The sequence below is a fragment of the Streptomyces jumonjinensis genome (assembly GCF_009600885.1).
GTDB lineage: Bacteria > Actinomycetota > Actinomycetes > Streptomycetales > Streptomycetaceae > Streptomyces > Streptomyces jumonjinensis.
The window spans coordinates 1-26,862 of sequence record NZ_VCLA01000174.1; the positions used below are offsets into that span (position 1 = coordinate 1).

At 71.7% G+C, this 26,862-nt stretch carries 22 protein-coding genes and 1 tRNA gene; 13 read left to right on the top strand and 10 right to left on the bottom strand.

What is annotated here, in order from left to right; genetic code table 11:
- Positions 1–237 precede the first annotated feature (237 nt).
- The 4 genes from FF041_RS26655 to FF041_RS26670 form a co-directional block, all read right to left on the bottom strand.
- Entirely contained in the window at positions 238–1,077 is an 840-nt protein-coding gene (locus tag FF041_RS26655; RefSeq protein WP_153525212.1) for an S-methyl-5'-thioadenosine phosphorylase, read from the bottom strand.
- Between the two features lie 190 nt (positions 1,078–1,267).
- On the bottom strand, positions 1,268–1,624 hold the full coding sequence (locus tag FF041_RS26660) for an FmdB family zinc ribbon protein (RefSeq protein WP_323392790.1): 357 nt from the start codon (positions 1,622–1,624) through the stop codon (positions 1,268–1,270).
- A 69-nt stretch (positions 1,625–1,693) separates the two neighbouring features.
- A complete protein-coding gene (locus FF041_RS26665; protein WP_323392792.1) occupies positions 1,694–2,980 on the bottom strand; it encodes an MFS transporter in 1,287 nt (428 codons plus the stop codon).
- 394 nt (positions 2,981–3,374) lie between these two features.
- Complete coding sequence (locus FF041_RS26670) at positions 3,375–4,859, bottom strand: potassium/proton antiporter (protein ID WP_153525213.1); 1,485 nt, start codon at positions 4,857–4,859, stop codon at positions 3,375–3,377.
- A gap of 244 nt (positions 4,860–5,103) precedes the next feature.
- On the opposite strand from FF041_RS26670, the gene FF041_RS26675 reads away from it, so the two are divergent.
- Positions 5,104–8,001 (top strand): penicillin acylase family protein, encoded by a 2,898-nt coding sequence (locus FF041_RS26675; RefSeq protein ID WP_153525214.1) that lies wholly within the window; start codon positions 5,104–5,106, stop codon positions 7,999–8,001.
- A 189-nt stretch (positions 8,002–8,190) separates the two neighbouring features.
- On the opposite strand, the gene FF041_RS26680 is transcribed toward FF041_RS26675, so the two are convergent.
- Positions 8,191–8,781 (bottom strand): 5-formyltetrahydrofolate cyclo-ligase, encoded by a 591-nt coding sequence (locus FF041_RS26680; protein WP_153525215.1) that lies wholly within the window; start codon positions 8,779–8,781, stop codon positions 8,191–8,193.
- A gap of 95 nt (positions 8,782–8,876) precedes the next feature.
- On the opposite strand from FF041_RS26680, the gene galU reads away from it, so the two are divergent.
- From galU to FF041_RS26720, 8 genes are all read left to right on the top strand, one after another.
- On the top strand, positions 8,877–9,788 hold the full coding sequence (gene galU / locus FF041_RS26685; RefSeq protein ID WP_407698198.1) for a UTP--glucose-1-phosphate uridylyltransferase GalU: 912 nt from the start codon (positions 8,877–8,879) through the stop codon (positions 9,786–9,788).
- Between the two features lie 4 nt (positions 9,789–9,792).
- Positions 9,793–11,181 (top strand): molybdopterin molybdotransferase MoeA, encoded by a 1,389-nt coding sequence (locus tag FF041_RS26690; protein WP_323392794.1) that lies wholly within the window; start codon positions 9,793–9,795, stop codon positions 11,179–11,181.
- Positions 11,182–11,264: 83 nt separating this feature from the next.
- Positions 11,265–11,744, top strand: coding sequence for a cyclic pyranopterin monophosphate synthase MoaC (moaC, locus tag FF041_RS26695; protein WP_153525216.1), 480 nt, complete (start codon positions 11,265–11,267; stop codon positions 11,742–11,744).
- Positions 11,741–12,373 (top strand): MogA/MoaB family molybdenum cofactor biosynthesis protein, encoded by a 633-nt coding sequence (locus FF041_RS26700; RefSeq protein WP_153525217.1) that lies wholly within the window; start codon positions 11,741–11,743, stop codon positions 12,371–12,373. Before moaC ends, FF041_RS26700 begins: the two co-directional genes overlap by 4 nt.
- A 14-nt stretch (positions 12,374–12,387) precedes the next feature.
- Positions 12,388–13,035: a GNAT family N-acetyltransferase gene (locus FF041_RS26705; protein WP_323392797.1), complete on the top strand. Its 648-nt coding sequence runs from the start codon at positions 12,388–12,390 to the stop codon at positions 13,033–13,035.
- A gap of 139 nt (positions 13,036–13,174) precedes the next feature.
- Positions 13,175–14,272: a divisome protein SepX/GlpR gene (gene sepX, locus FF041_RS26710; protein WP_434094509.1), complete on the top strand. Its 1,098-nt coding sequence runs from the start codon at positions 13,175–13,177 to the stop codon at positions 14,270–14,272.
- A gap of 91 nt (positions 14,273–14,363) precedes the next feature.
- Positions 14,364–14,437, top strand: a tRNA-Ala gene (locus FF041_RS26715).
- Positions 14,438–14,709: 272 nt separating this feature from the next.
- Positions 14,710–15,237, top strand: a complete 528-nt coding sequence (locus tag FF041_RS26720) for an SgcJ/EcaC family oxidoreductase (RefSeq protein ID WP_153525220.1) — start codon at positions 14,710–14,712, stop codon at positions 15,235–15,237.
- Here the strand turns inward: FF041_RS26720 and FF041_RS26725 are convergent.
- From FF041_RS26725 to FF041_RS26735, 3 genes are read right to left on the bottom strand one after another with little or no spacing between them, the layout of a single operon-like run.
- On the bottom strand, positions 15,200–16,579 hold the full coding sequence (locus FF041_RS26725; RefSeq protein ID WP_323392799.1) for a HAMP domain-containing sensor histidine kinase: 1,380 nt from the start codon (positions 16,577–16,579) through the stop codon (positions 15,200–15,202). The genes FF041_RS26720 and FF041_RS26725 overlap by 38 nt on opposite strands.
- Complete coding sequence (locus FF041_RS26730; protein ID WP_323392801.1) at positions 16,576–17,325, bottom strand: response regulator transcription factor; 750 nt, start codon at positions 17,323–17,325, stop codon at positions 16,576–16,578. Before FF041_RS26730 ends, FF041_RS26725 begins: the two co-directional genes overlap by 4 nt.
- Positions 17,326–17,377: 52 nt before the next feature.
- Positions 17,378–17,863, bottom strand: coding sequence for a GNAT family N-acetyltransferase (locus FF041_RS26735; protein ID WP_153525221.1), 486 nt, complete (start codon positions 17,861–17,863; stop codon positions 17,378–17,380).
- A 63-nt stretch (positions 17,864–17,926) separates the two neighbouring features.
- Between FF041_RS26735 and FF041_RS26740 the strand changes: the two genes are divergently transcribed.
- Positions 17,927–18,724 (top strand): exodeoxyribonuclease III, encoded by a 798-nt coding sequence (locus FF041_RS26740; RefSeq protein WP_153525222.1) that lies wholly within the window; start codon positions 17,927–17,929, stop codon positions 18,722–18,724.
- 66 nt (positions 18,725–18,790) lie between these two features.
- On the opposite strand, the gene FF041_RS26745 is transcribed toward FF041_RS26740, so the two are convergent.
- Positions 18,791–19,408: a MerR family transcriptional regulator gene (locus FF041_RS26745; RefSeq protein ID WP_153525256.1), complete on the bottom strand. Its 618-nt coding sequence runs from the start codon at positions 19,406–19,408 to the stop codon at positions 18,791–18,793.
- Positions 19,409–19,571: 163 nt separating this feature from the next.
- On the opposite strand from FF041_RS26745, the gene FF041_RS26750 reads away from it, so the two are divergent.
- The 3 genes from FF041_RS26750 to FF041_RS26760 are packed head-to-tail and all read left to right on the top strand — an operon-like array spanning position 19,572 to position 22,911.
- Entirely contained in the window at positions 19,572–21,092 is a 1,521-nt protein-coding gene (locus FF041_RS26750) for a flavin-containing monooxygenase (protein ID WP_153525223.1), read from the top strand.
- The gene (locus FF041_RS26755; protein ID WP_153525224.1) at positions 21,089–22,033 is read left to right on the top strand and encodes an alpha/beta fold hydrolase; all 945 of its coding nucleotides are present in this window, start codon (positions 21,089–21,091) and stop codon (positions 22,031–22,033) included. The genes FF041_RS26750 and FF041_RS26755 overlap by 4 nt, the downstream gene beginning before the upstream one ends.
- The gene (locus FF041_RS26760) at positions 22,030–22,911 is read left to right on the top strand and encodes an SDR family oxidoreductase (RefSeq protein ID WP_153525225.1); all 882 of its coding nucleotides are present in this window, start codon (positions 22,030–22,032) and stop codon (positions 22,909–22,911) included. The genes FF041_RS26755 and FF041_RS26760 overlap by 4 nt, the downstream gene beginning before the upstream one ends.
- A gap of 458 nt (positions 22,912–23,369) precedes the next feature.
- On the opposite strand, the gene FF041_RS26765 is transcribed toward FF041_RS26760, so the two are convergent.
- Positions 23,370–26,729, bottom strand: coding sequence for a S41 family peptidase (locus FF041_RS26765; protein WP_323392803.1), 3,360 nt, complete (start codon positions 26,727–26,729; stop codon positions 23,370–23,372).
- Positions 26,730–26,862 lie beyond the last annotated feature (133 nt).

Here is a 26,862-nt window from a genome sequence, read left to right on the forward strand (position 1 = left end):
CATCGTCGAGGAGTCGTCCCGGCCGTCACCGGCCGCTCACCCCTCACGATCCGCCTTTCCCGCCGATCCCGCCGACGCCTGTGGACAGTCCGCCGGTTGTGGAGAACTCCCTCACCCTCCGGGGAGCCCGGACCACCCGCCGGAAGCCGGAAGCCGGAACCCGAGCCCGAGCCCCGAGCCCCGAGCCCGGAACCCCGAGCCCCAGCCCGGAACGGTGAGCCCCGAGCCCCCGCCCCCTCAGGGAAGCTCGAACCCCAGATCCCACCCGTCATGAGCCTGAGTGCACAGACAGTCCCGCTCCCCGTTCGACGGCAGCGCGCCGACCACGTCGAAGAGGACCTCCCTCAGCTGCCCGACCTTCTCGCCGAAGACCCGCATCACCTCCGTATGCGACACCCCGTCGCCGGTCTCGGTGCCCGCGTCCAGATCCGTCACCAGCGCCAGCGAGGTGTAGCAGAGCGCCAGTTCACGGGCGAGCACCGCCTCCGGGTGCCCGGTCATCCCCACCACCGACCAGCCCGCCGAGGCATGCCAGCGCGACTCCGCCCGGGTGGAGAACCTCGGCCCCTCTATGACGACCATCGTTCCGCCGTCCACCGCTTCCCAGGCCCGCCCCTGCGCCGCCTTCAGCGCCGCGGACCGCCCGGCAGGGCAGTAGGGGTCGGCGAAGGTGGTGTGCACCACCTTCGGAACCACCCCGTCCGCCCGGGGCTCCCCGTCGAAGTACGTCTGCGCCCTGCTCTTCGTACGGTCCACCAGCTGATCCGGCACCAGCAGCGTCCCCGGCCCGTACTCCGGCCGGAGCCCGCCCACCGCGCACGGCCCCAGTACCTGCCGTACGCCCACGGAGCGCAGGGCCCACAGATTGGCGCGGTAATTGATCCGGTGCGGCGGGAGATCGTGGCCACGGCCGTGCCGGGGGAGGAAGGCGACCTTCCGGCCGGCTGCCTCGCCGAGGAAAAGGGAGTCGCTGGGGGCGCCGTACGGGGTCTCCACCTGGATCTCGGTCACATCCTCCAGAAAGGAGTAGAAGCCCGAGCCGCCGATCACACCGATTTCTGCGTTCACGTTCGCCATGCCGAGCACACTATCGACGCCCGGGAAGCGCTGGATACGGCCGGATGCACCGAGTGACGAGGCCGGATACGCCGAGGTGCACGACCGGATACGCCGAGATACACGACCGGTTACGCGACGTACGCGACCGGATACGCCGAGGACCCCGCCCTTCACAAGGGCGGGGTCCTCAGGAACGCGTAAGGGCGGCTCAGGCCGCCGAGCTGCCGCTGGAACTCGCGGACGACGACCCCGACGTCGAAGACGACGAGGACGAAGACGACGACGAAGCGGCAGACGAAGAGGACGAGGACGAAGAAGACGGAGAAGACGAAGTCTTCGACTCGGACGACTTCGAGCCGGACGCCGGGGGCGTGCTGCTCGACGACGATCCCCGGCTGTCATTGCGGTAGAAGCCGGAGCCCTTGAAGACGATGCCAACCGCCGAGAACACCTTCTTGAGGCGTCCCTCGCAATTCGGGCACACGGTCAGAGCGTCATCGGTGAACTTCTGCACCGCCTCAAGGCCCTCGCCGCATTCGGTGCACTGGTACTGGTAGGTCGGCACTGTGTCTTCCTCCTGGCACTCTCACTCAATGAGTGCTAACGACGGTCCATAGTGACGTATTCCGTCTCCTCAGTCCACCGTCACCCGCGTGCGGTGACCCACGCCACTCGCTTCACGGTCCGTCGCCGGGCCCGCCGGGCTCTCCTCCGGCGTGAGCCGCGACCGCAGCGCCAGCAGGGTGACCAGGGCGAGTACGGTCCCGACCAGCGGAACCACGAACCCGGCGCTCGCGCCGTGCGCGTCCGCCAGCCGCCCGGCGGTCGTGACCGCCGCCGCCTGCCCCAGAGCCACCGCACCCGTCAGCCAGGTGAACGCCTCGGTGCGCGCGGACGCCGGAACCAGCGACTCCACCAGGGTGTAGCCGCCTATCAGGGCGGGCGCGATGCAGAGCCCGACCAGCAGCCCCAGCGCGCCGAGCAGCACGACCGACTGCACCGCCCACAGCCCGGAGGCCGCCAGGGTCAGCCCCACATAGCCGATCACCACGCGCTGCCGGGGGCCGCTCTTCCAGGCGATGGCGCCGCAGGCGATGCCCGCCAGCATGTTGCCCGCCGCGAAGACTCCGTACAGCACTCCGTTGACGCTCGGGTCGCCGATCTCCTCGCTGAAGGCGGTCAGCGAGACCTGCATTCCGCCGAAGACCGAGCCGATGCCGAGGAAGGCCACCACCAGCACCCGTACGCCCGGTATGGAGAGCGCCGAGGCGCGCGGGGCCGCGTCGGCCGACGAGACGCGTCGTACCGCCGGCTGGGTGCCCTTCTGGGCGGCGAAGAGCAGACCGCCGACCAGGGTCAGCGCGGCCTCGGCGATCAGCCCGCCCGCCGGGTGCACGCCCGTGCTCAGCGCGGTCGCGAGCACCGGACCGACGACGAAGGTGAACTCGTCGGTCACCGATTCGAAGGCCGCCGCCGTCTGCATCAGCGGTGAGCCGTCCAGTTTCGCCGCCCAGCGGGCGCGCACCATGGGGCCGATCTGCGGTACGGACGCACCGGTCGGCACCGCGGCGGCGAACAGCGCCCACAGGGGCGCGTCCGCCAGCGCCAGCGCGGTGAGGACGGATACGGACACGGTGTGCAGGACGACGCCGGGGAGCAGTACGGCGCGCTGGCCGAAGCGGTCGGCGAGCTTGCCGCTCTGGGGCGCGCAGAGCGCCATCGAGACGCCGGTGACGGCGGCGACCATTCCGGCGCTGCCGTACGAGCCGGTGGTGTGCTGGACCAGCAGCACGATGCCTATGGTCAGCATCGCGAAGGGCTGCCGGGCGGCGAAGCCCGGGAGCAGGAAGGTCCAGGCGCCGGGGGTGCGCAGCAGCTGTCCGTATCCGGGGCGGGGGCCTCCGGTGACCGTGGATGCCACGGCCCGTGCCTTTCTGCTGCCTGGTGGCGTCCCCGAGGTGTATGGGAGCGCCGAGAGCTGTCCTCTTTGCGCGCGGGACTGCGGTAGATACCGAGCCCTGCTGTGAGGACACCTCGGCCGCCATACGGTCGCGCCAGCTCTGCGTCAGGCAGAGGTGGTTCGATCAAGTGTGTTCCTGATGCTACAGGGAGCCTCGGACACACGGTCTCCGCTCATGGAGGAGGGCACGTATGGAGAGCGCGCATGGAGAGCGCGCATGGAGAGCGCGCATGGAGAGCACGTATGGAGAGCACGTATGAAGTGCACCGACTGAAGTGCACCGACGCCCACCTGAGGAGCGCCACCAGCCCCCGCGCACAGTGGAGCAGCCGGACCAGGCAAGCGCCCCGGACGCTCACCCCGTCCCCAGCCACCCCGCCAGCTTGCCGCCCTGCCCCACCGCCCGCAGCCGTCTCTCCGCCGCGTCGCGGACCGGGTCCGTCGCCACCACCAGCAGCTCGTCCCCGCGCCGCAGCACGGTCGACGGCGTGGGCACGAAGCTCTTCTCGTCCCGTACGACCAGCGTCACCGCCGCCCCGGCCGGAAGCCGCAGTTCCGCGACCTCCACGCCATGCATCCGGGACTCCTCCGGGATCGACACCGAGAGCAGATGCCCGCGCAGCCGCTCCAGCGGCGCCGACTCCACGCCCAGATCGGACGGAGCGCCCGGCCCGAGCTTCAGCGCCCGCGCCAGCCAGGGCAGCGTCGGCCCCTGCACCAGCGTGTAGACGACCACCAGCACAAAGACGATATTGAAGATCCGCCCACTGCCCTCGACCCCGGCCACCATCGGGATGGTGGCCAGAATGATGGGCACGGCCCCGCGCAGCCCCGCCCAGGACAGCAGGACCTGCTCCCGCGGGGGGATGCGGAACGGCAGCAGGCTCAGGAACACCGACAGCGGGCGCGCGACCATCGTCAGCACCAGGCCCACGGCAACCGCGGGCCAGAAGTCGTCCACCAGCTCATGCGGGGTCACCAGCAGCCCGAGCAGGACGAACATCCCGATCTGGGCGATCCAGCCCAGCCCCTCCGCGAAGCCCCGGTTGGCGGGGGCGTGCGGCAGCTTGGAGTTCCCGAGGACCATCGAGGCGAGATAGACGGCGAGGAAGCCGCTGCCGTGGGCCATGGCCCCGGCCGCGTACGCCACCACCGCGATCGCCATCACGGCGATCGGGTACAGCCCCGACGCGGGCAGTGCCACATGCCGCAGCCCGAACGCGCCCAGGAAGCCCGCCGCCAGTCCGATGCTCGCACCGATCGCCAGCTCCAGCGCGATCTTGCCGACCAGCAGATACCACTCGTCCACCGGTCCGGCGGTCGAGAAGGCCACCACCAGGATCAGCACCGGGGCGTCGTTGAAGCCGGACTCGGCCTCCAGTACGCCGGTCACCCGGGACGGCAGCGGCACCTTGCGCAGTACGGAGAAGACCGCGGCGGCGTCCGTCGACGAGACGACCGCGCCGATGATGAGCGCCTGCCGCCACTCCAGGCCGACGAGATAGTGCGCCGCGGCGGCGGTGACGCCCACGCTCACCGCGACGCCCGCCGTCGAGAGCGCGACGGCCGCGGGCAGCGCCGGTCTGACCTCCTGCCACTTGGTGCCCAGTCCGCCCTCGGCGAGGATCACGACGAGCGCGGCATAGCCGATCACCTGCGTCAGTTCGGCGTTGTCGAACTTGACGTCGAAGATGCCGTCCTGCCCTATTGCCACGCCGATCCCGAGATACAGCAGCAGGCTGGGGAGTCCGCTGCGCGAGGAGATGCGGACCGCCGCGACGGCGATGAGCAGCACGAGCGAGCAGATGAGCAGGAGTTCATTGAGCTGGTGGACAGTCAGTGGCCGATCCTTCCCCTCGCGCCTCTACGTGCCGGATCGCTGATCCGGGCGGCGACACTTCGTTACCTTACCTAATCTTTAACGTTTTCTTGACGCTGGATCGGACCCGGATTCCTCACTGACCGGCGGTCGGGCCCCGCCGGTCGGACGGGCCGCATCCGGATACCGCGTCAGGGGAGGCGGGGCGCTGCGCCTATGGTTGCTCCCAGCACTCCTGGACCAGCCTGCGCCTCGAAGGACAGCGATGCCCTCCAACAATTCCGCCTCTTCCCCCAAGAAGAAGAAGGGGCGACGCGCCCGTCTGCTCGTGATCTTGCTGGTCCTGGCGCTGCTCGGCGGCATCGGATACGGCGGGTACTGGGGCGTGAGCACCGTACGCGCGTCGTTCCCGCAGACCACCGGCACCATAGAGATCGCGGGCCTGAGCGGCGATGTCGAGGTGAAACGCGATGATTACGGTATTCCGCAGATCTATGCGGACACCGACGCCGACCTCTTCCGCGCCCAGGGCTTCGTACACGCCCAGGACCGCTTCTGGGAGATGGACGTACGCCGTCATATGACCTCGGGCCGGCTCTCCGAGATGTTCGGCGAGAGTCAGGTGGAGACGGACACGTTTCTGCGGACGCTCGACTGGCACGGGGTCGCGCAGAAGGAATACGACGACAAACTGTCGGCGGGGACCAAGAAGCATCTCCAGGCGTACGCCGAGGGGGTCAACGCCTATCTCGAAGGCAAGGGCGCCGAGGAGATCTCCGTCGAGTACGCGGCTCTCTCCTTCACCAACGACTACAAGCCCGAGCCGTGGACGCCGGTCGACTCGGTGGCCTGGCTCAAGGCGATGGCGTGGGACCTGCGCGGCAATATGCAGGAGGAGATCGACCGCTCGCTGCTGACCAGCCGGATGAGCCCGAAGCAGATCAAGGAGCTGTATCCGGCGTATCCGTACGACCGGAACAAGCCGGTCATGGACAAGGGCGGGATCGACCCGGTCACCGGGATGTTCGACCCCAAGGCCGAGCCGACCGGGAATGCGGGAGCGCCGGACACCGGGACGGGGACCGGGACAGGCACAGGGACCGGGACGGGCACAGGCACAGGCACCGGGACGGGAACGGGCACAGGCACCGGGACGGGCACCGACCCCGGCACGGGCACCCTCGGAGGCACCCCCACCGACTCCACGGGCTCCACGGGCTCCACCGACGCCGCCGGGCTCGCCGACGCCGCCGAGGGCCTGAACACCCAGCTCGCCTCGCTCTCCGAGACCCTCGACACCATTCCGGCCCTTCTCGGCCCGAACGGCAACGGCATCGGCTCCAACTCCTGGGTCGTCTCCGGTAAGTACACGACCACCGGTAAGCCCCTGCTGGCCAACGACCCGCACCTCGCGCCCCAGCTGCCCTCGCTCTGGTACCAGATGGGCCTGCACTGCCGGAAGGTGTCGAAGTCCTGCCAGTACCAGACCGCGGGCTTCACCTTCTCCGGAATGCCGGGCGTGGTCATCGGCCACAACCAGGACATCGCCTGGGGCTTCACCAACCTCGGCGCCGATGTGAGCGACCTCTATCTGGAGAAGCTGACCGGCGACACCTACCAGGTGGGCGGCGAGCAGAAGAAGCTGACCACCCGCAAGGAGGTCATCAAGGTCGCGGGCGGCGACAGCAAGAAGATCACGGTCCGCTCCACCGAGCACGGCCCGCTGGTCTCCGACCGCAGCACCGAGCTGAACAAGGTCGGCCAGAAGGCCCCCGTCTCCAACGCCGCCCCCGACCGCGCCACCGGCTACGCCGTCGCCCTGAGGTGGACCGCGCTGGACCCCGGCAAGTCGATGGACGCGGTCTTCAAGCTGAACCGCGCCACCGACTTCGCGTCCTTCCGCCAGGCGGCCAAGGACTTCGAGGTCCCCTCGCAGAACCTCATCTACGCCGACGACAAGGGAAACATCGGCTACCAGGCCCCCGGCAGGATCCCCCGGCGTGCCGAGGGCGACGGCTCGCTGCCGGCACCCGGCTGGGACCCGAAGTACCGGTGGGAGGGATATGTCGACTTCGATCAGATGCCGTACGAGGAGAACCCCGAGCGCGGCTATATCGTCACCGCCAACCAGGCCGTCGTCGACGCCGAGAAGTACCCGTACCTGATCACTGCGGACTACGGCTACGGCGCGCGCAGCCAGCGGATCAACAACCTCATCGAGTCGAAGATCAAGGGTGGAGGGAAGATCTCCACCGAGGACATGCGCACCATGCAGATGGACAACGCGAGCGAGATCGCCAAGCTCCTGACGCCGTATCTGCTGAAGATCGATGTCTCCGACCCGAATGTCCGCGAGGCGCAGAAGCTGCTGGAGACCTGGGACTACACCCAGGAGCCCGACTCCGCCGCCGCCGCGTACTTCAACGCGGTCTGGCGCAACATCCTCAAGCTGTCCTTCGGCAACAAGCTGCCCAAGGAGCTGCGGGTCGAGGGCGAGTGCCTGAGCGTCCGCCCGGCCGACAGCACCGCCCCCGACGACGAGCTGAGCGAGCGGGTCATCGAGTGCGGCCAGCGCGACGCGGACTCGGCGCAGCCGGACGGCGGCGACCGCTGGTTCGAGGTGGTGCGCGGCATCCTCAAGGACGAGGACAGCCCCTGGTGGCGCTCGCCCGAGAGCCGTAACGACAAGGCGACCGACACCCGTGACGAGCTGGTCGCACGGGCCATGGAGGACGCTCGCTGGGAGCTGACGGCGGAGCTGGGCAAGGACGTCGACCGCTGGAGCTGGGGACGGCTGCACCAGCTGACGCTGAAGAACCAGACGCTCGGCACCGAGGGTCCCGGCCTCCTCCAGCACCTGCTCAACCGGGGTCCGTGGAATCTGGGCGGCGGCGAGGCGACGGTGAACGCCACCGGCTGGAACGCCGCGGCCGGCTACGAGGTCGTCTGGGTGCCGTCGATGCGGATGGTGGTCAATGTGGGCGACTGGGATAAATCCGACTGGATCAATCTGTCCGGCGCCTCGGGGCACGCCTACAGCGCGCACTACACCGATCAGACGGACAAGTGGGCCAACGGCGAGCTGCTCGACTGGTCTTTCAGTGAGGACGCGGTGGAGACGAACACGGTCGACACCCTGACCCTCTCGCCGGCCGGCGACTGACCTCCGCCCGGGACCGGCGGGCGGCCTTCGCCGAAGCGCCCCCGCCGGTCGCGCGGAAGTGTCGGCCGAGCGCCGTATGCAGACTGCGCGGAATCCTCAGCCGAGTGCCGTACGCCGGTCGGGCGGGGGTTCTCCGTCGAAGCGCGGTACGCCCGCCCCGGAGCCTCGCAGGCCCGCCCGGGAGAGCCCTCAGCCGAAGCGCCGTACGCCCTCCGGGGTGACGACGGCGTGTACGGGGCGGTCGTGCGGCTCCTCCGGGACCCGGGCGATCACCTCGTGCGCGTAGAGCAGCACCACCAGCGGCGGGCGGACGCCGGCGCGGTCGAGCCGGGCGAGCACCCGGTCGTACGATCCGCCGCCGCGGCCCAGCCGCATGCCGCGGCCGTCCACGGCGAGCCCGGGAACGAGCACGGCGTCCGCCGTCAGCACCCCGCCGGGACCCAGCCGTGGCCCGTCCGGCTCCAGCAGCCCGCGCCCGGCGGGCAGCAGCCCCTCGGCGCCCCGGTATTCTCCCCAGTCCAGGTCGTTGTCGGCCATCAGTACGGGAAGCAGTACACGTACGCCCCGGGCGCGCAGCGCGTCGAGCAGCGCGCGGGTGCCCGGTTCACGCCCGACGGAGACATACGCGGCCACGGTCCCGGCATCGGAGAGCTCCGGGAGGTCCAGGGCCCGCCGGGCGAGAGCGCCGGCGGCTCGGCGGACCTCCTCGGGGGGCAGCCGCCGCCGTGCTTCGAGGAGTTGGGCACGAATCGCCTGCTTATCGGACACATCGTCACTCATCGATGGTTCACAAACCTGTCGTATGCGCTTTTATCAGAAGGAAGTTACCGAACGATCATCTTCTGCCTATTCTCTTTCCTCCCCTACCGGATATCGTGCGGAACAGGACTCGGTCGAACCCCAGGATCAGCAAGGCGGTCATCCCCGCCGCCGGCCTCGGCACACGATTCCTCCCCGCCACCAAGGCCACTCCCAAAGAGATGCTGCCTGTCGTCGACAAACCCGCGATCCAGTACGTCGTGGAAGAGGCCGCCGCGGCGGGCCTCTCCGACGTACTCATGATCACCGGCCGTAACAAGCGCCCCCTCGAAGACCACTTCGACCGCAACTACGAGCTGGAAGAGGCGCTGACCCGCAAGGGCGACGAGGACCGGCTGAAGAAGGTCCAGGAGTCCAGCGACCTCGCCACCATGCACTATGTGCGCCAGGGCGACCCGCGCGGCCTCGGCCACGCCGTGCTCTGCGCCGCCCCGCACGTCGGCGACCAGCCCTTCGCGGTCCTCCTCGGCGACGATCTGATCGACCCGCGCGATCCGCTGCTGGCGCGGATGGTCGAGATCCAGGAGCGGGAGGGCGGCAGTGTGATCGCCCTCATGGAGGTCGACCCCGCGCAGATCCATCTGTACGGCTGCGCCGCCGTCCGGGCCACCGGCGAGTCCGACGTGGTGCGGGTCACCGAGCTGGTCGAGAAGCCGGACGTCGCCGACGCCCCGAGCAATCTCGCCATCATCGGCCGCTATGTCCTCGATCCCGCCGTCTTCTCGATACTGCGCCAGACCAAGCCGGGCCGGGGCAACGAGATTCAGCTCACCGACGCCCTGGAAATGCTGGTGGAGGACGAGACCATCGGCGGACCGGTGCACGGCGTCGTCTTCAAGGGGCGCCGTTACGACACCGGCGACCGGGGAGACTATCTGCGGGCCATTGTCAGACTCGCATGCGAACGTGAGGACTTGGGCCCCGAGTTCCGGAGCTGGCTCCGCAGTTATGTGACCGAGGAGATGTAACACGGTGAGCAGCAGCGCGATCTGGTCGGTGGACGACCATCTGGCGGACATCCTCGCGTCGATCCGCCCCCTCGACCCGATCGAGCTCCAACTGCTGGACGCGCAGGGCTGCGTCCTGGTCGAGGACGTCACCGTCCCCGTCGCGCTGCCGCCCTTCGACAACAGCTCCATGGACGGGTACGCGGTGCGGGTCGCCGACGTCCAGGGGGCGACCGAGGAGTTCCCCGCCGTGCTCACGGTGATCGGCGATGTGGCCGCGGGGGGCGACCCGCTGCCCCTGGTCGGCCCCGGCCAGGCCGCGCGGATCATGACCGGGGCCCCGCTGCCGCCCGGCGCGGAAGCCGTCGTCCCCGTCGAGTGGACGGACGGCGGCTCCGGCTCCGGCCCGGCCGCCGCGATGCGTCCGGCGGGCCGGTCGCCCGAGGACGCGAGCGGCGAGGTGCGGATCCACCGGCCCGCCGCCGAGGGCGCGCACATCCGGCCGCGGGGCAGCGATGTGAAGGCGGGCGATCTCGCGCTCGCCCGGGGGACGGTGCTGGGCCCGCCGCAGCTCGGGCTGCTCGCCGCCATCGGCCGGGGCACCGTGCGGGTCCGGCCCCGGCCGCGCGTGGTCGTGCTCTCCACCGGCAGTGAGCTGGTCCAGCCCGGGGAGAGCCTGGGCGAGGGCCGGATCTACGATTCCAACAGCTTCGCGCTGGCCGCCGCCGCGCGGGACGCGGGAGCCCTCGCCTACCGGGTCGGCGCGGTCACCGACGACGCCGACACCCTGCGCTCCACCATCGAGGACCAGCTGATCCGCGCCGATCTGCTGGTCACCACGGGCGGCGTCAGCGTCGGCGCGTACGACGTGGTGAAGGAAGCGCTCTCCGCCCCCGGCCCGCCCGCCGGCGGCGCCGCCCAGGACGACGGGACGGGCGGCGGGACGGACGGCGGGACGGGCGGCGAGGTCTCCGACGGCGGGGAGATCCCCGGCATCGGCGGCGGCATCGACTTCCGTACGCTGGCCATGCAGCCGGGCAAGCCCCAGGGCTTCGGCGCCGTCGGCCCCGACCACACCCCCCTGCTCGCCCTGCCGGGCAACCCGGTCTCGTCGTATGTCTCCTTCGAGCTGTTCGTACGCCCCGCGATCCGCACCCTGATGGGCCTGACGGATGTCCACCGCCCGGTCGTGCGGGCCGTGCTGAAGGCCGATGAGCCGCTCGCCTCGCCCCCCGGGCGGCGGCAGTTCCTGCGCGGCGCCTACGACCCCGCGGCGGGCACCGTCACACCCGTGGGCGGCTCCGGATCCCATCTGATCGCCGCCCTCGCCCATGCCGACTGCCTGATCGTGGTGCCCGAGGCGCAGACCTCGGCCGAGCCGGGAGCGGAGGTGGAAGTGGTCCTCCTCGGGTGACCGCGGCGCGGGGACGGTACGGTGTCAGCGCAAACGGGCCCTGACGGCCCCGAAGGCCCGGACCGGAAGCGGCGGACAACGACATGAGCACCGACGGCAGGCTGACGCATATCGACGATGCGGGGGCGGCCCGTATGGTCGACGTCTCCGCGAAGGACGTCACCGCGCGCACGGCCCGCGCCACCGGGCGGGTCCTGATCTCGCCTCAGGTGGTGGCGCTGCTGAGGGACGGGGCGATCCCCAAGGGAGACGCCCTCGCGACGGCCCGGATCGCCGGGATCATGGGCGCGAAACGGACCCCCGAGCTGATCCCGCTCTGCCATCCGCTCGCGGTCTCCGGGGTCACCGTCGATCTCACAGTCGCCGACGACGCCGTGGAGATCGCCGCGACGGTGAAGACCACCGACCGCACCGGCGTCGAGATGGAGGCGCTGACGGCCGTCTCGGTGGCGGCGCTCACGGTCGTGGACATGGTGAAGGCGGTCGACAAGGCCGCGGTGATCACCGATGTGCGGGTCGAGCTGAAGACGGGCGGCAAGTCCGGGGACTGGACCCGCTCATGACCGGCGCGGCGCTCCCCGTGTCCCCCCTCCGGGCCCTTGTGATCACCGCCTCCAACCGGGCCTCGGCGGGCGTGTACGAGGACCGGGGCGGCCCGATCATCGCGCGGAAGCTGACCGGCCTCGGGTTCCTGGTCGACGGGCCGAGGGTCGTCCCCGACGGCGACCCGGTCGAACAGGAGCTGCGCTCCGGGGTGGCGGCGGCCTACGACGTCATCCTCACCACCGGCGGCACCGGGCTCTCGCCCACCGACCGCACCCCCGAGGCCACCCGGGCCGTGCTCGACCGGGAGATCCCCGGCATCCCCGAGGCGATCCGCGCCCATGGCCGCTCCAAGGTGCCCACGGCCGCGCTCTCCCGGGGCCTGGCCGGGGTGGCGGACCGCACCCTGATCGTCAATCTGCCCGGCTCCACCGGTGGCGTACGGGACGGTCTCGCCGTACTGGAATCGCTGCTGGCCCACGCGGTGGACCAGATCCGGGGCGGCGATCACGGAACCGGCGCTTCCGCGGGCGACCACGGCCCCGGCGCTTCCGCGGGCGATCACGGACCCGGCGCCTCCGCGGGCGGCCACGTATCCGGCGCCTCCGGGGGCGATCACGGCCCCCGCCCCTCCGGGAGCTTCAGCTGAACGCGCCCTGGCCGGTGATGCTGACGGACGGCGACGTCGTCCTCCGCCCGATAAGAATGCGCGACCAGCGCGCCTGGCGCGAGGTCAACCGGCGCAACCGCGACTGGCTGCGCCCCTGGGAGGCCACCATCCCGCCGCCGACCCCCGGCGCGCCCGCCGCGCAGCGGCCCACCTACCGTCAGATGGTCCGCCATCTGCGCTCGGAGGCGAACGCGGGCCGGATGCTGCCCTTCATCATCGAGTACCAGGGCGTCCTGGCGGGCCAGTTGACCGTGGCGGGGATCACCTGGGGCTCGATGTGCTCGGGTCATGTCGGCTACTGGGTGGACCGGGAGGTCGCCGGACGCGGGGTGATGCCGACCGCCGTGGCGCTCGCCGTGGACCACTGCTTCCAGACGGTCGGACTCCACCGGATCGAGGTCTGCATCCGGCCGGAGAACGGTCCGAGCCGCCGGGTGGTGGAGAAGCTCGGATTCCGTGCGGAGGGCATGCGCCCCCGTTATCTCCATATCGACGGCGCGTGGCGGGACCATCTGGTCTTCGCGCTCACGGTGGAGGAGGTGCCCGATGGGCTGCTCCAGCGCTGGCGCCGGGCCCGGCCGGGAGCCCCGCGCCCCGGGACGGAGACCGGCTCCGGAACCGGTACGGGGAACGGAAAATAAGATAAATGTTCGAGTGTGATCGATGTAGACCGTTCGGTGGCCGAACAATCGCAAAAAAAGTCTGTGATATCAGCGGGATCACGCGACACACCGGGCCAATTGGCGGATGCTCCCCCGAGAATCCCTCTACGGTGTGAGCGTGAGCAGCAGCGGCCTCATTTACGCAGTCATCGTCGGGGCCTGGGCCGCCTACCTGGTGCCGATGTGGCTCCGCAGGCAGGACGAGTTGAACGAGGCTCGTCCGACGGAACGCTTCTCCACCGCCATCCGGCTGCTGTCCGGACGCGGGGCGATGGAGCGCCGGTACGCCAAGGAGCTGCGGGAACGCACCGCGGAGCCCGAATCCGACGTGGACCCGGACGCCGTCACGGACCGCCTGAGTACCGTGGACGTCCGGGCCTTCGCCGCGCCCAGAACCGATGTCCGGCTGGACGCCCCGGCCCCGGTCCCGGCACGGTCACCGGCGCAGGCTCCCGCACCGGCGCAGCCGGCGGCGTCACCCCCCGGGGCACGCCGCCCGCGTCCGCGCCCGGGCCGCGCGGCCGGTGAACGCGCCCGGCGGGGCAAGGTCCTGGCCCGCCGCAGACGGACGACCACCATGCTCTTCGTGGCCTTCACGCTCGGCTCGATCGTGGCGGCGGTGGGCGGGCTCGGCTTCCTGTGGGCCCCGGCGGTCCCCGCCGTGCTGCTCAGCGCGTACATCGTCCATCTGCGGGGCCAGGAGCGCAGACGCTTCATCGTGGTGATGGACCGCCGCCGCGCCGAGGCCGCCGCCCAGCGGCTGCGCGAGAACCGCCCCCGCCGCCACCAGACGGCCCTCGCCGCCCCTCCGGCGGCTGACGAGGAGCCCGAGGCCCACCCGGAGCCGGAGCCGCCGAAGCTCTCCCCGCAGGCGGCCGACCGCCGGGCGCTGGTCGAGCAGACGGATCACGCGGAGTGGGTGGACCAGCAGCGCGACCGGGGCCCGGCCTCGGGCGACAGCTGGGAGCCGGTCCCGGTGCCGCTGCCGACCTATGTCACCGCGCCGGTCGCGCCGCGCGCGAGCGGCGGGGTCGATATGAGCGACCCGGAGACCTGGAGCTCGGCCCGTTCCTCGACGGCCGACCGCACCCCGCCCGCGGACCACGCCCCGGGCCGCCGCACCCCGCCCCCGCGCCGCACGGCGCGCGACCGCGGTCGTACCCCTCTCTTCGACCAGTACGCCGACGACGACCGCCCCCGCGCCGCCAACGAATGATCACCCGGATCTCCGGACCGCCCCCCGTGACCAGGGAAGGAACGGATTTCCAAGCACCCCGATCGGGATGCTAGAGTTTCACTCGTTGCAGGGGCCTGTGGCGCAGTCTGGTAGCGCACCTCGTTCGCATCGAGGGGGTCTGGGGTTCAAATCCCCACAGGTCCACAACAGCGAGATCCCGTCCGATCGTGAAGATCGGGCGGGATCTCGTCTTTCTGGCGTCCGGTCCACGATCCCGGCCTGAGCGCCCGCCCCCAGTACCCCCGGACCCGCGTGCGCCGGTGGGACGGCTGGGTGACATGAGGCGTCAGGTGAGTCCTGGGAACAACCCTTCCCCTGCCCTTCCGCTCTGTTGGAGCTGCGCTGTCCTGGCGCTACCCGTGGTTGGCGATGGTGGAGAGGTCCACCAGGAGCATCGAACACGGGGGAGTCTCTCCATGAAGCACGCGTTCCCTGTCCGCGCGACACTGGCGACCAGTGCGGCCCTGCTCGCGACCATGGGCGTCACATCCGCCGCCGGCAGCGCCTCCGCGCACCAGGAGAGCTCCGCCGCCGCGCAGGCCCGGCCGGACAGGCAGCCCAGCGAGGCCCGGATCGCCGCGCTCTTCGACCGCTGGAACGCGGCCCTGCTGACCCGGGATTCGGCGAGGGTCACGGCTCTCTACGCGCACGACGCCGTGCTGCTGCCGACCGTATCGCCGCAGATACGCACCAACCACGCGGAGATAGCGGACTACTTCGACCACTTCCTGGAGAAGAAGCCCGTCGGCGAGAAGGTCCGCTCGGTCATCACCGTTCTCGACGAGAACAGCGCCATCGACGCCGGTCTCTACCGCTTCACCCTCACCGAGAAGGACGGCACGAAGACCACGGTCGACGCCCGTTACACCTATGCGTACGAGAAGATCCGCGGCAGGTGGCTGATCGTCAACCACCACTCCTCGGTGCTGCCTGCCGCAGGCTGATCCGTACGCACAGTCCGCCGCCGGGAGCGTCCGCGAGAGCGACGCTCCCGCCGTCGTCCGTCACCCGCTGCTTGACGATGGCGAGCCCCAGACCGCTGCCGCCCCGGCCGGTCAGGCCCTGGCCGCGCCAGAAGCGGTCGAAGGCGCGGGCCTGTTCGGCGCCGGACATTCCGGGGCCCTGGTCGAGGACCTCCAGCACGATCGCCTCGCCGTCCTGGCGGATGTGGACGGTGATGGTGCTGCTGTCCGGCGACACCTCCAGGGCGTTGGACAGCACATTGTCCAGGACCTGTTCCAGATGGCCCGGACTGACCATCACCTTGAGCCGCTCATCGAACGGGCGGGCCGTGAACCGTACGTTCCGCTCATGGCCCGCGCTCCGCCAGACATCGAGCCGCTCCGCGACCAGCTCGCCCACCAGCACCGGCTCGGCCGCCGAGGTCTCGGCCTCGGCGCGGGCCAGCACCAGCAGCCCGTTGACCAGCCGGCTCATCCGCACCACCTCCGCCGTGGCCTGGTCGACGTCCTCCCGTACGGCGTCGTCGTCGATGCCGTCCGCGATGTTGTCCAGGGAGAGCCGCAGCGCGGTGAGCGGGGTACGGAGCTGATGGGAGGCGTCGGCGACGAAGATGCGCTGAACGCCGAGGACCGCGCCGAGGCGCTCGGCCCCGGTGTTCAGGGTCCGGGCGAGGGTCCGGGTCTCGGGCGGCCCGGTGACCGGGCTGCGGGCGGTCAGATCGCCGTCGCCGAACTGGCTCGCCATGTCGTTGAGCTGGCGCAGCGGCCGGGTCAGCCGGCGGGCGAAGATCGCGCCGATGGCGGCGGCTATGGCCAGGACGCCCAGGGCGAGAAAGGCCCGGAAGCCCCAGATCCGCCAGAGTCGGCCATTGAGGTCGGCGGCCGGATAGCTGATCCGCACCGCCCCGGTGATCCGTCCGTCGCCGGCCTTCGCCGGGACCGTCACCACCAGGCCCTCCGCCTTCTCCAGAGCCGTCGCCGGACCCCAGCGGGTGCTGGCCCGGCCCTTGAGGGCCTGCTCGAAGGAGGGGTCGCCGGGTCCGGCGGGCAGGGGCAGGGGAGCGACCGCGGCGCGGTCGGCGGAGATGACGTCGGCCACTCCGTGCGTCTGGTCGCGGTAGGCGCGGGCGAGAGCGGCCAGCGCCTCATGGGAGGGCCGGTCGTCGGCGGCGAGGAGCAGCGCCATGGTCTTCGCCTCGCGGCGCACGGAGTCCTCGGTGTCGCCGCGGAGCTGGGCGGTGAGGGTGAAGGCGACGGGGATGGTGAAGGCGGCGAGCGCTACCGCGACCAGCAGCACATAGCTGACGATCAGCTGCCGGATCACCCACGGCCTCCCGGGGGGCCGTCGGCCGGGGCCGCCCCCGGCGGCGGGGGAGCGGGCGGCGGCGTCGGCGCGGGCGGCGGGTCGATCATCAGACGGAAGCCGACGCCCCGGACCGTCTCGATGGTGATCGCTCCCGCGAGCTTCCGGCGCAGCGCGCCGACATGCACGTCCAGGGTCTTGGTCGGGCCGAACCAGTTGGCGTCCCAGACCGCTTCCATGATCTGTTCCCGGGATATCAGCGCGCCCGGGGCCTCGGTGAGGAAGGCGAGCAGGTCGTACTCCTTCGGCGTGAGCACGACCTCCGCCCCGTCCAGGTGCACCCGGCAGGCCTTCCGGTCGACGGTGATCCTCCCGTAGGACTCCGTGGGCCCGAGGATCCGCCGGCCGGTCTCCGGCGGCCGTACACGCCGCATCACCGCCCTGATCCGGGCGACCACCTCGCGCACCCCGAACGGTTTGGAGACATAGTCGTCCGCGCCGATCTCCAGTCCCACCACCCGGTCGGTCTCGTCGCTGCGGGCGCTGATGACGATGATCGGCACATCGCCGCGGGCTCTCAGCTCGCGGCAGACGTCCAGCCCGTCGGTGTCCGGCAGCCCCAGATCCAGCAGCACCAGACCGGCGGGCCCGGCGGCGAGCGCGGCCCGGCCGGTGCTGACCCAGTCCACTTCGTATCCGTAGCGGGTCAGCCCGCGGCGGAGCGATTCGGCGACGGATTCATCGTCTTCTACGAGCAGTACGCGCACGGGCCAAGAGTAGGGCGCGAACGGATCTTCGCGGATGCCCGTGCGCGGCCCGTCAGTTCAGCGGTTTGATGAAGCAGCGGCTGCTGTCGTACTCGCGGTAATGGCCGAATTTCCGCTGGGCGGGGAGATAGCCGGTGGAGGTGTAGAGCGCGATGGCCTCCGGCTGCTGGTCGCCGGTCTCCAGCACCATCCGGGTGCGGCCCGCCGCGCGGGCGTCGGACTCCAGGGCGGTGAGGAGACGGCGGGCGAGGCCGAGGCCGCGGGCCTCCGGGATGACGTACATCCGCTTGAGCTCGGCGTCGCCGTTCTCATAGCCCTCGGCGTTCTCCTCCTGGGCACGCCAGCCGCCGGTCGCCGTCGGACGGCCCCCGTCGTCGTACGCGATGAGATACAGCCCGCGCGGCGGTGCGAACATCGCCGGGTCGAGCGGGGTCTCGTCGCCGGTGACGTCTCCGTACCGCTCGGCGTATTCGAGCTGTACCTCGTCGTTGAGCTTGACGGCGTCCGGATGGTCGAACGGAGTGGGGCGTACATCCATACGGATGATCGTACGGGCATGCGAAATGTGAATGTTCGGGCCGGTTCTCGGTATCGTGCCGGGATGCTCACCGTGACCTCAGTGAATGTGAATGGTCTCCGCGCCGCCGCCAAGAAGGGCTTCGTGGAGTGGCTGGCCGGGACCGCCGCCGATGTGGTCTGCCTCCAGGAGGTGCGGGCCGAGCCGGAGCAGCTTCCGGACGCGGTGCGGGAGCCCGCCGGGTGGTTCACGGCGCACGCCCCCGCCGGGGCGAAGGGCCGCGCGGGGGTCTCCCTCTACACCCGGCGGGAGCCCGACGCGGTGCGCGTCGGATTCGGGTCGGCCGAGTTCGACGGCAGCGGGCGGTACATCGAGGCGGATCTGCCGGGCGTCACCGTCGCGAGCCTGTATCTGCCGTCCGGCGAGGTGGGCACCGAGCGCCAGGACGAGAAGTACCGCTTCATGGACGAGTTCCTGCCCTATCTGCGGGAGCTGCGGACGCGAGCGGCGGCGGACGGCCGCGAGGTCGTCGTCTGCGGCGACTGGAACATCGCCCACCGCGAGGCGGACCTCAAGAACTGGCGGGGGAACAAGAAGAACGCCGGGTTCCTGCCCGAGGAGCGGGAGTGGCTCTCCCGGGTCCTCGACGAGGCGGAGTACACCGATGTGGTGCGCGCCCTCCACCCGGACCAGGAGGGGCCGTACTCCTGGTGGTCCTACCGGGGGCGTGCCTTCGACAATGACGCCGGCTGGAGAATTGACTACCAGATGGCCTCGCCGGGGCTGGCCGCTCGCGCGGCGAAGGGCTTCGTGGAGCGTGCCGCGACCCATGAGGAGCGCTGGAGCGACCATGCGCCGGTGACGGTCGTCTACGAGGCGTAGGCCCGGGAGCTAGTGGGCTCGGGAGCCCCAGAGCCCCAGAGCCCCAGAGCCCCAGAGCCCCCGGACTCACTCCCGGCGCAGCCGCCGGTCCAGCGCCATCGACAGCTCCGCCTCCACCACGCTCTTGGCCAGCGGGCGCAGCCGGTCGAGATCCCCCTCCGGGGTGTGCTTCCGCACCGACTCCACGAAGAGATCGGCGAGCGCGTCCGCGTGCGTCCGCACCCGGCGGCCCGTCTCCAGCACCACCGAGAGCGGCACCCCCTCCCGTACCAGCGCCGCCGACACATCCAGCAGTCTGCGGCTGATGTGCACGATCGCGTCGCCGTCCGTCGCGACATAGCCGAGCTCCAGCGCGGTCGCCAGATTCTCCGGGGTGGCCTCGCCCGCGAAGTAGTCCGCCAGCTCCTCCGGGGTGAGCCGGACCGGGGTCTCCTCGGTCGGCTCGCCCAGGCCCAGCACCTCGCCCACGTCCCGGCCGCTCTCGAACGCCGTCGCCAGATCCGCGATGCCGTTCAGGGTGTGCCCCCGCTCCAGCAGCGCCGCGATCGTCCGCAGCCGGGCCAGATGGTGGTCGTCGTACCAGGCGATACGGCCCTGGCGGCGGGGCGGCGGAATCAGTCCCCGCTCGCGATAGAAGCGCAGGGTGCGCACCGTGATTCCGGCCTTCCGGGCCAGTTCCTCCATGCGGTACTCGCGGTGCTCACGTCCTTCTGCCACGACAGCAGCCTATGTTGTACCGCCAGTAACTTGGCGGGTCCTACCCCTACCGCTCGCTCTGTGCGCTGCTCTACCCTCCCAACTGCGCCAGTGATTGCTGGCGTGGTTGTGGCGTTCCGTGGGAGGCGGCATGAGCGGGCGGAAGCAGGAGCAGGAGCAGGAGCACCGACAGCGGCATGTACGGGTGGCGGTCATCGGATCGGGATTCGGCGGCCTCGGAGCCGCTGTACGGCTCCGCCGCGAGGGAATAACCGACTTCGTCGTCCTGGAGCGCGCCGACTCGGTCGGCGGCACCTGGCGCGACAACAGCTATCCGGGGTGCACCTGTGATGTGCCCTCGCACCTCTACTCCTTCTCCTTCGCCCCCAACCCCGACTGGCCCCGCACCTTCTCCGGCCAGGAGCACATCCGCGCCTATCTGGAACATGTCACCGACGTCTTCCGGCTCCGCCCGCACATCCGCTTCGGCCGTGAGGTGCGGATGATGACCTGGGACAACGACGAGCTCCACTGGACGATCGAGACCAGCCAGGAGACCTACACCGCGGATGTGGTCGTCTCCGCGACCGGCCCGCTCTCCGACCCGAAGATCCCCGACATCCCCGGGCTCGACGGCTTCCCCGGCAAGGTCTTCCACTCCGCCCGCTGGGACCACGGCCATGAACTGAGCGGTCAGCGCGTCGCCATGGTCGGAACCGGAGCCTCCGCGATCCAGATCGTCCCCGCCATCCAGCCCCGGGTCGGCAGGCTGACCCTCTTCCAGCGGACCCCGCCCTGGGTGATGCCCCGGATGGACCGGCGGATCACCGATGCCGAACGCTGGCTGCACCGGCAGCTGCCCTTCACCCAGTCGGTACGGCGCGGAGCGCTCTGGGGCATCCGTGAGCTCCAGGTCTCCGCCTTCACCAAGCGCCCCGGAGAGCTCGGGCCCATCGAGGCGCTGGCCAAGGCCAACCTCGCCAAGCACGTCAAGGACCCCGGGCTGCGGGCCCGGCTCACCCCGGACTACCGCATCGGCTGCAAACGCATCCTGCTCTCCAGCGAGTACTACCCGGCCATCACCCGGCCCAATGTCGATGTGGTGACCTCCGCGCTCGCCGAGGTCCGCGGCTCGACCCTCGTCGCGGCGGACGGCAGCGAGAGCGAGGCCGACGTCATCGTCTTCGGCACCGGCTTCCATGTCACGGACATGCCGATCGCGGACCGGGTAACCGGCGCGGACGGCATCACCCTCGCCGAGGCGTGGAAGGACGGCATGCAGTCGCTGCGCGGCGCCGCCGCCGCAGGGTTCCCCAACTGGCTGTCGATCATCGGCCCCAACACCGGTCTCGGGAACTCCTCCATGATCCTGATGATCGAGTCGCAGCTGAACTATCTGGCCGACTATCTGCGCCAGCTCCATATCCTCGGCGGACGCACCGCCCTCGCCGCCCGCCCGGCCGCCGTCGCCGCCTGGAACCGCCGGGTGCAGGCGCGGATGACGCGGACCGTGTGGAACACCGGCTGCTCCAGCTGGTATCTGGACGCCGCGGGCCGCAACACCACCGTCTGGCCCGGGACCACCGGGGAGTTCCGGCGGCTGACCCGCGAAGTGAACCTCTCCGAGTACGACATCGTCCGCGCCCCGGTACGCGAGGAGGTGGCCGGATGATCCGCCGCGCGCCCGCCCACCGCCGTACGGCCGCCGCCTTCTCCGCGGACGGTGCCTTCCCCGCGACTGCCGCCCTCTCCGCGGACGGCACCCGGATACATGCCGAGGTGTACGGGGACCGCGCCGCGCCCGCCGTCGTCCTCGCCCACGGCTGGACCTGTTCCACCCGGTTCTGGGCCGCGCAGATACGGGAGCTGGCGCGGGACTTCCGGGTCGTCGTCTACGACCAGCGCGGCCACGGCCGCACCCCCGCCGCCCCCGTCGGCGCCGAACGGCTCGCCGACGATCTCGAAGCGGTGCTGACCGCCGTGCTCGCACCGGGCGAGAAGGCCGTCCTCGCCGGGCACTCCATGGGCGCGATGGCGCTGATCGCCGCCTCCGGGCGGGCCGTCTTCGCCGAGCACACGGCCGCCGTGCTGCTGTGCAGCACGGGCGGCTCACGGCTGGTGGAGGAGGCCCGGGTGCTGCCGCTGCGGCGCGGCCCCCTGCGCACCAGGCTCACCGGGGCCCTGCTCGCCTCCCGGGCCCCCCTCGGGCCGGTGACGCCGCTGTCCCGGCGGCTCCTCCGGTACGCCACCATGGGCTCCCACGCCACCCCGGCGCAGATCGCGGAGTGCGCCAGGATCGTCCACTCCTGCCCCCGCTCCGCCCGGGTCGCCTGGGCCGCCGTGCTCGCCGGGCTCGATCTCGACGCCCGGGTACGGGAGCTGAGGGCCCCCGCCGTGGTGATGGCGGGCACCGAGGACCGGCTGACCCCGATCGTGCACGCCCGGCGGCTCGCCGCCACGCTGCCCGACTGCGTCGAACTGGTCGAGCTGGCCGGCGCGGGCCATATGACGCCCGTGGAGACGCCGCTGGCCGTCACCGCCGGAATCCGTGAGCTGGCCCGGACCCATCTGAGCGGGGGCCCGGTCCCCTGGGAACGGGAGCGCGCGGCATGAGCGGGCGGAGCCTGGACGGACAGGTCGCGGTGGTCACCGGAGCGGCCCGGGGCGTGGGCGAGCTCCTCGCCCGCAAACTCTCCGCGCGCGGCGCGCGGGTGGCCCTGGTGGGCCTGGAGCCCGATGAGCTGAAGCAGGTCTCGGACCGGCTCCACACCGACAGCGACTGGTGGCACGCCGACGTCACCGACCACCGGGCCATGGCCCGGGTCGCGGACGAGGTCAAGGAGCGTTTCGGCAAGGTCGACATCGTGGTGGCCAACGCGGGGGTGGCGGCGGGCGGGCCCTTCGCCGACGCCGACATGGCCGCGTGGCGGCGGGTGATCGAGGTCAATCTCATCGGCAGCGCGATCACCGGCCGGGCCTTTCTGCCGGTGCTGCTGGCGAGCCGGGGCTACTTCCTCCAGATCGCCTCGCTGGCGGCGATCGCCCCCGCGCCGATGATGACCGCGTACTGCGCCTCCAAATCGGGCGTCGAGGCGTTCGCGCACAGTCTGCGCGCGGAGGTCGCCCACCGGGGCGTACGGGTGGGGGTGGCGTATCTGTCCTGGACGGACACGGACATGGTGCGCGGCGCCGACCGCAGCGAGGTGATGCGCGAACTGCGGCGGCGGCTGCCGTGGCCCGCCAACCGCACCTATCCGCTGGGCCCGGCGGTCGACCGGCTGGCGGCCGGGATCGAACGGCGCTCGGCGCGGGTGTACGGACAGTGGTGGCTGCGCGGGACACAGCCGGTACGGGGGTATCTGCCGCCGCTGATCGGGCTGGCGGGGCAGCGGGAGATGCGGCGCTTCGAACCGAGGCTGGGGAGCGTGGAGACGGGGCTCGTGGGCGCGGGCGGCGCGGCGGACGAGGCGGCCCGCACACCGCCCGGCTGACCGGCACGCCCCGGGGGCGTACGGATGCGGACCCTGGGGCGCGGCCGGTCGGCCGGCCGTGTTCAGCGGGAGGTTGTCCGGTGGTCCGGGGGCCGAACGGCACCTCGGGCTCGGGACCGCGCCTGGGGCTCGGGACCGCGTCCCGGGCTCGGGACCGCGCCTGGGACACGGGACCGGCCTCCGGCGGGCCGCACCGGCACCTCGGGCTCGGGACCGTCCTCCGGAGTCAGGAGTCAGGACCGCGCCCGGGACACCGGACCGCCCTCCGGCGGTCCCATAGGGCTCCCGTCCCCGGGACGCCGGAAAGCTGTGCGTCCCACCGCCGGGCCGCACAGCCTCCGGCGCGGCGGCCGGTGTGCGCGGGCACGGCCCTGGCCCTGGGCACGACCCAGCCCTCCTGGGCACGACCCCGCCCCCTGGGCACGGCCCCGATCGCCCGGGCCACGCCGCCCGGCGGCTCACCGCGGCGGAAGCCTCGGCCGCCGCCGGTCGGGTACCCCCTCGTACCCCGGCGGCTCGGCCGCCGGCTGTTCGGCGAGCATCTTCAGCGCGATCCGCACCGCGTCGTCCAGCCCCGCGTGCCGGCCCTCCGCCCAGTCCAGCGGCGTCCGCAGGGCCTCGACATCGGGGTCCACGCCATGGTTCTCGACCGACCAGCCGTAGCTCTCGAACCAGGCCGCGTTCATCGGCACCGTGATCACCGTCCCGTCGCCCAGCCGGTGGCGGCCCGTCATCCCCACCACCCCGCCCCAGGTCCTGCTGCCCACCACGGGTCCGAGGCCCAGCAGCCGGAACGCGGCCGTGATCATGTCGCCGTCCGATGAGGTCGCCTCGTCCGCGAGCGCGACCACCGGGCCGCGCGGCGCGTTCGACGCGTACGACACCGGCTGGGCGTCCCGGGTCAGATCCCAGCCCAGGATCCTCCGGGTCAGCTTCTCCACCACCAGCTCGCTGATATGGCCGCCCGCGTTCCCCCGGACGTCCACGATCAGCGCCGGGCGGGAGACCTCAAGCCGCAGATCGCGGTTGAACTGCGCCCAGCCCGAGCCCCCCATGTCCGGGATGTGGAGATAGCCGCACCGCCCGCCGCTCAGCTCCCGCACCACCGCGCGCCGTTTGGCCACCCAGTCCTGATAGCGCAGCGGGCGCTCGTCCACCAGCGGGACCACCGCCACCCGCCGGGAGGCGCCCTCCGTGGTGCGGAAGGTCAGCTCCACCGTGGTGCCGCCCGCCGCCGACAGCATGGGGTACGGGCCCGCCACCGGATCCACCGGGCGGCCGTCCACATGGGTGAGGGCCGCGCCCTCCCTGATGCCGGTGCCCGCCAGCGGCGAACGGGCCTTGGAGTCGGAGGAGTCGCCCGGCAGGATCCGCTTCACCAGCCAGGCCCCGTCCCGGCAGACCAGATTCGCGCCCAGCAGCCCCATCGGCCGCTGATAGTGCGGCGGACCCTCGTTCCGGCGGGCCGGTACGACATAGGCGTGCGAGGTGCCCAGCTCGCCCAGCACCTCGCGGAGCAGATCCGCGAACTCGTCCGGCGCGGCGACCCGCTCCACCAGCGGGCGGTACTGGTCGAGCACCGCGTCCCAGTCGACGCCGCTCATCCCGGGGTCCCAGAAGTAGGCCCGGATCACCCTGCCCGCCTCGGCGTACGCCTGCCGCCACTCGGAGGCCGGATCCACCTCGTGCAGAATGCGGCGCAGATCCAGCCGGACCGTCGAGTCGCCGTCGCCCGCCTCGGTCGCGGGGACGGCGCTCAGCTCGTCCTCGTCCACGACCACCAGCCGGGTGCCGTCGCCGCTCACCGCGAACCAGTCCAGATGCGCCATGAGCTCGGTTCTGCGCGCCTTGGAGATGTCGAAGTGCTCCAGCGTCGGGCGGCCCGAGGTGTCCGCCGGATTGGCGAAGGTCTCGCCGAGCGCGCCGGAGATCGGCCAGCGCAGCCAGACCAGTCCGCCGCCGCTGACGGGATGCATCGACGAGTACTTGGACGCGGCGACCGGGAACGGCGTCACCCGGCTCTCCAGACCCTCGATCTCCACCGTCACCGGGACGGCGCCCTCCTCCGGCGGCCCGCCCGGCTCCTCCAGCGGATCGAGTCCGCCCGCCGCGGGCCGTCCGTCCGGCGACAGCGCGAAGGGGGACGGGGTCGCGGACGACAGCGGTACGAGATAGGGGCGGCAGCCGAGCGGGAAGGAGAGATCGCCGGTGTGCACGTCGTACACCGGGTCGAAGCCGCGCCAGGAGAGAAAGGCGAGATAGCGGCCGTCGCCGGTGAAGACCGGGTTCTCGTCCTCGAAGCGGCCGTTGGTGACGTCGACGATCGTACGGTCCTTGATCCTGGCCAGTTTGATCTGGCGCAGGGAGCGGCCCACCCCGGGGTGCGACCAGGCCAGCCAGGAGCCGTCCGGGGAGAAGGCCAGATCGCGCACCGGGCCGTTGACGGAGCGGATCAGCTCGACGACCCCGTTCCCGTCCCCAGAACTCTCCGGCCCCGCTGCCGGTCCTGGTCCCGCTTCCGCTTCCGCTTCCGGCCCCGCTTCCGCTTCCGCTTCCGGCCCCGCTTCCGCTTCCGGCTCCGGCTCCGTCGCGTCCAGCAGCAGCAGTCTGCCGTCGTGCGCGGCGACGGCCAGCCGCTCGCCCTCCGGGTCCGAGACCAGCTCGTGCACCCGGCCCAGCAGCCCCGCCGCCAGTACGCGCGGCTCCCGGTCCCCGCTCGCCCGGGGCAGATACGCGATCTCCACCGCGTCCTCGCCCGCCGCGTCCGTCACATACGCCACCTGGCCGCCCGTACCGAGCATCACCGGCAGCCGCACCCGTACGCCCGGGGTGTCCGCGATCGTGCGCGCCGGGCCGTCGCGGTGGGTGAGCCAGTACAGACTGCCCCGTACCGATACGGCGCTGGCCCGGCCCGTCGTGTCCACCGAGACCGCGTCCACATGGCTCGACGCGGGGACCTGGTGGACCCGGCGTCCCGCGCGCGCCGAGCCGAGCCGTACCTCCAGCCGGCGCGGCGCCGCGTCCGGCGCCGTCAGATCCTCCGCGATCCACAGCTCTCCCGCGCACTGGTACACGACCCGGCGCCCGTCGGTGGAGGCATGCCGGGCGTAGAAAGCGTCATGGTCGGTATGACGCCTCAGATCCGCGCCGTCCGGGAGACAGGAGTAGAGATTGCCGACGCCCTCGTGGTCGGAGAGGAACGCGATCCGCCCCGAGACGAACATCGGGCAGTCCAGATGGCCGTCCACCCCGGCCAGCAGCCGTCTGCCGTGCAGCCAGAGCCGGCCCGTCGCCCCGCCCCGGTACCGCTTCCACGCGGCCGGCTCATGCGGCGGCTTCCCGGTGAGCAGCAGGGTGCGCCGCTCCCCGTCCTCCTCGGCGACGGCGATGTCCGACACCGGCCCCCAGGGCAGTCTGGCCCCGGGGGCCCCGTCGGTCGGGACCGTATAGGCCCAGGAGAAGTACGGGAAGGGCTGGCTGTGCGAGGACACGGCCAGGACATGGCCGTCCGGGGTCCAGCCGCAGACCCGGGTGTCGGAGGAGCCCCAGTAGCTGAGCCTGCGGGCGGGGCCGCCCGCCACCGGGACGAGATGGACCTCCGGGTCGAGGCTGCGCCAGTTCGTGTACGCGATGAGGCGGCCGTCCGGGGAGAAGCGGGGGTGGCCGATCCGGGTCCGGTCGACGGTGACCCGCCAGGCCCGGCCCGGCCGATGGCCCGCCGGGACCAGCGGAGCCAACCAGAGATCGTCCTCGGCGGCGAAGCACAGCGAGTCCTCGTGCAGATGCGGAAAGCGGAGGTACGCCACGTCGTCGCTCACCCCTCCATGCTTTCCGCGCTCCCGGGGCCCGGCAACTCAGGACGCAGGGGTCAGCCGGCCTCGGGAGGGGCCCGGCAACTCCGGACGCACCGGCCCGGGGAGCCGTGCCCGGCGGCGTGACCGAGGACACAAG

Coding starts and splice junctions, on each gene's coding strand:
- FF041_RS26655 (WP_153525212.1), bottom strand. CDS start 1,077: ATGGCGAACGTGAACGCAGAAATCGGTGTGATCGGCGGCTCGGGCTTC.
- FF041_RS26675 (WP_153525214.1), top strand. CDS start 5,104: ATGCCCTCCAACAATTCCGCCTCTTCCCCCAAGAAGAAGAAGGGGCGA.
- FF041_RS26680 (WP_153525215.1), bottom strand. CDS start 8,781: ATGAGTGACGATGTGTCCGATAAGCAGGCGATTCGTGCCCAACTCCTC.
- moaC (WP_153525216.1), top strand. CDS start 11,265: ATGAGCACCGACGGCAGGCTGACGCATATCGACGATGCGGGGGCGGCC.
- FF041_RS26700 (WP_153525217.1), top strand. CDS start 11,741: ATGACCGGCGCGGCGCTCCCCGTGTCCCCCCTCCGGGCCCTTGTGATC.
- FF041_RS26720 (WP_153525220.1), top strand. CDS start 14,710: ATGAAGCACGCGTTCCCTGTCCGCGCGACACTGGCGACCAGTGCGGCC.
- FF041_RS26735 (WP_153525221.1), bottom strand. CDS start 17,863: ATGGATGTACGCCCCACTCCGTTCGACCATCCGGACGCCGTCAAGCTC.
- FF041_RS26740 (WP_153525222.1), top strand. CDS start 17,927: ATGCTCACCGTGACCTCAGTGAATGTGAATGGTCTCCGCGCCGCCGCC.
- FF041_RS26745 (WP_153525256.1), bottom strand. CDS start 19,408: ATGGAGGAACTGGCCCGGAAGGCCGGAATCACGGTGCGCACCCTGCGC.
- FF041_RS26750 (WP_153525223.1), top strand. CDS start 19,572: ATGAGCGGGCGGAAGCAGGAGCAGGAGCAGGAGCACCGACAGCGGCAT.
- FF041_RS26755 (WP_153525224.1), top strand. CDS start 21,089: ATGATCCGCCGCGCGCCCGCCCACCGCCGTACGGCCGCCGCCTTCTCC.
- FF041_RS26760 (WP_153525225.1), top strand. CDS start 22,030: ATGAGCGGGCGGAGCCTGGACGGACAGGTCGCGGTGGTCACCGGAGCG.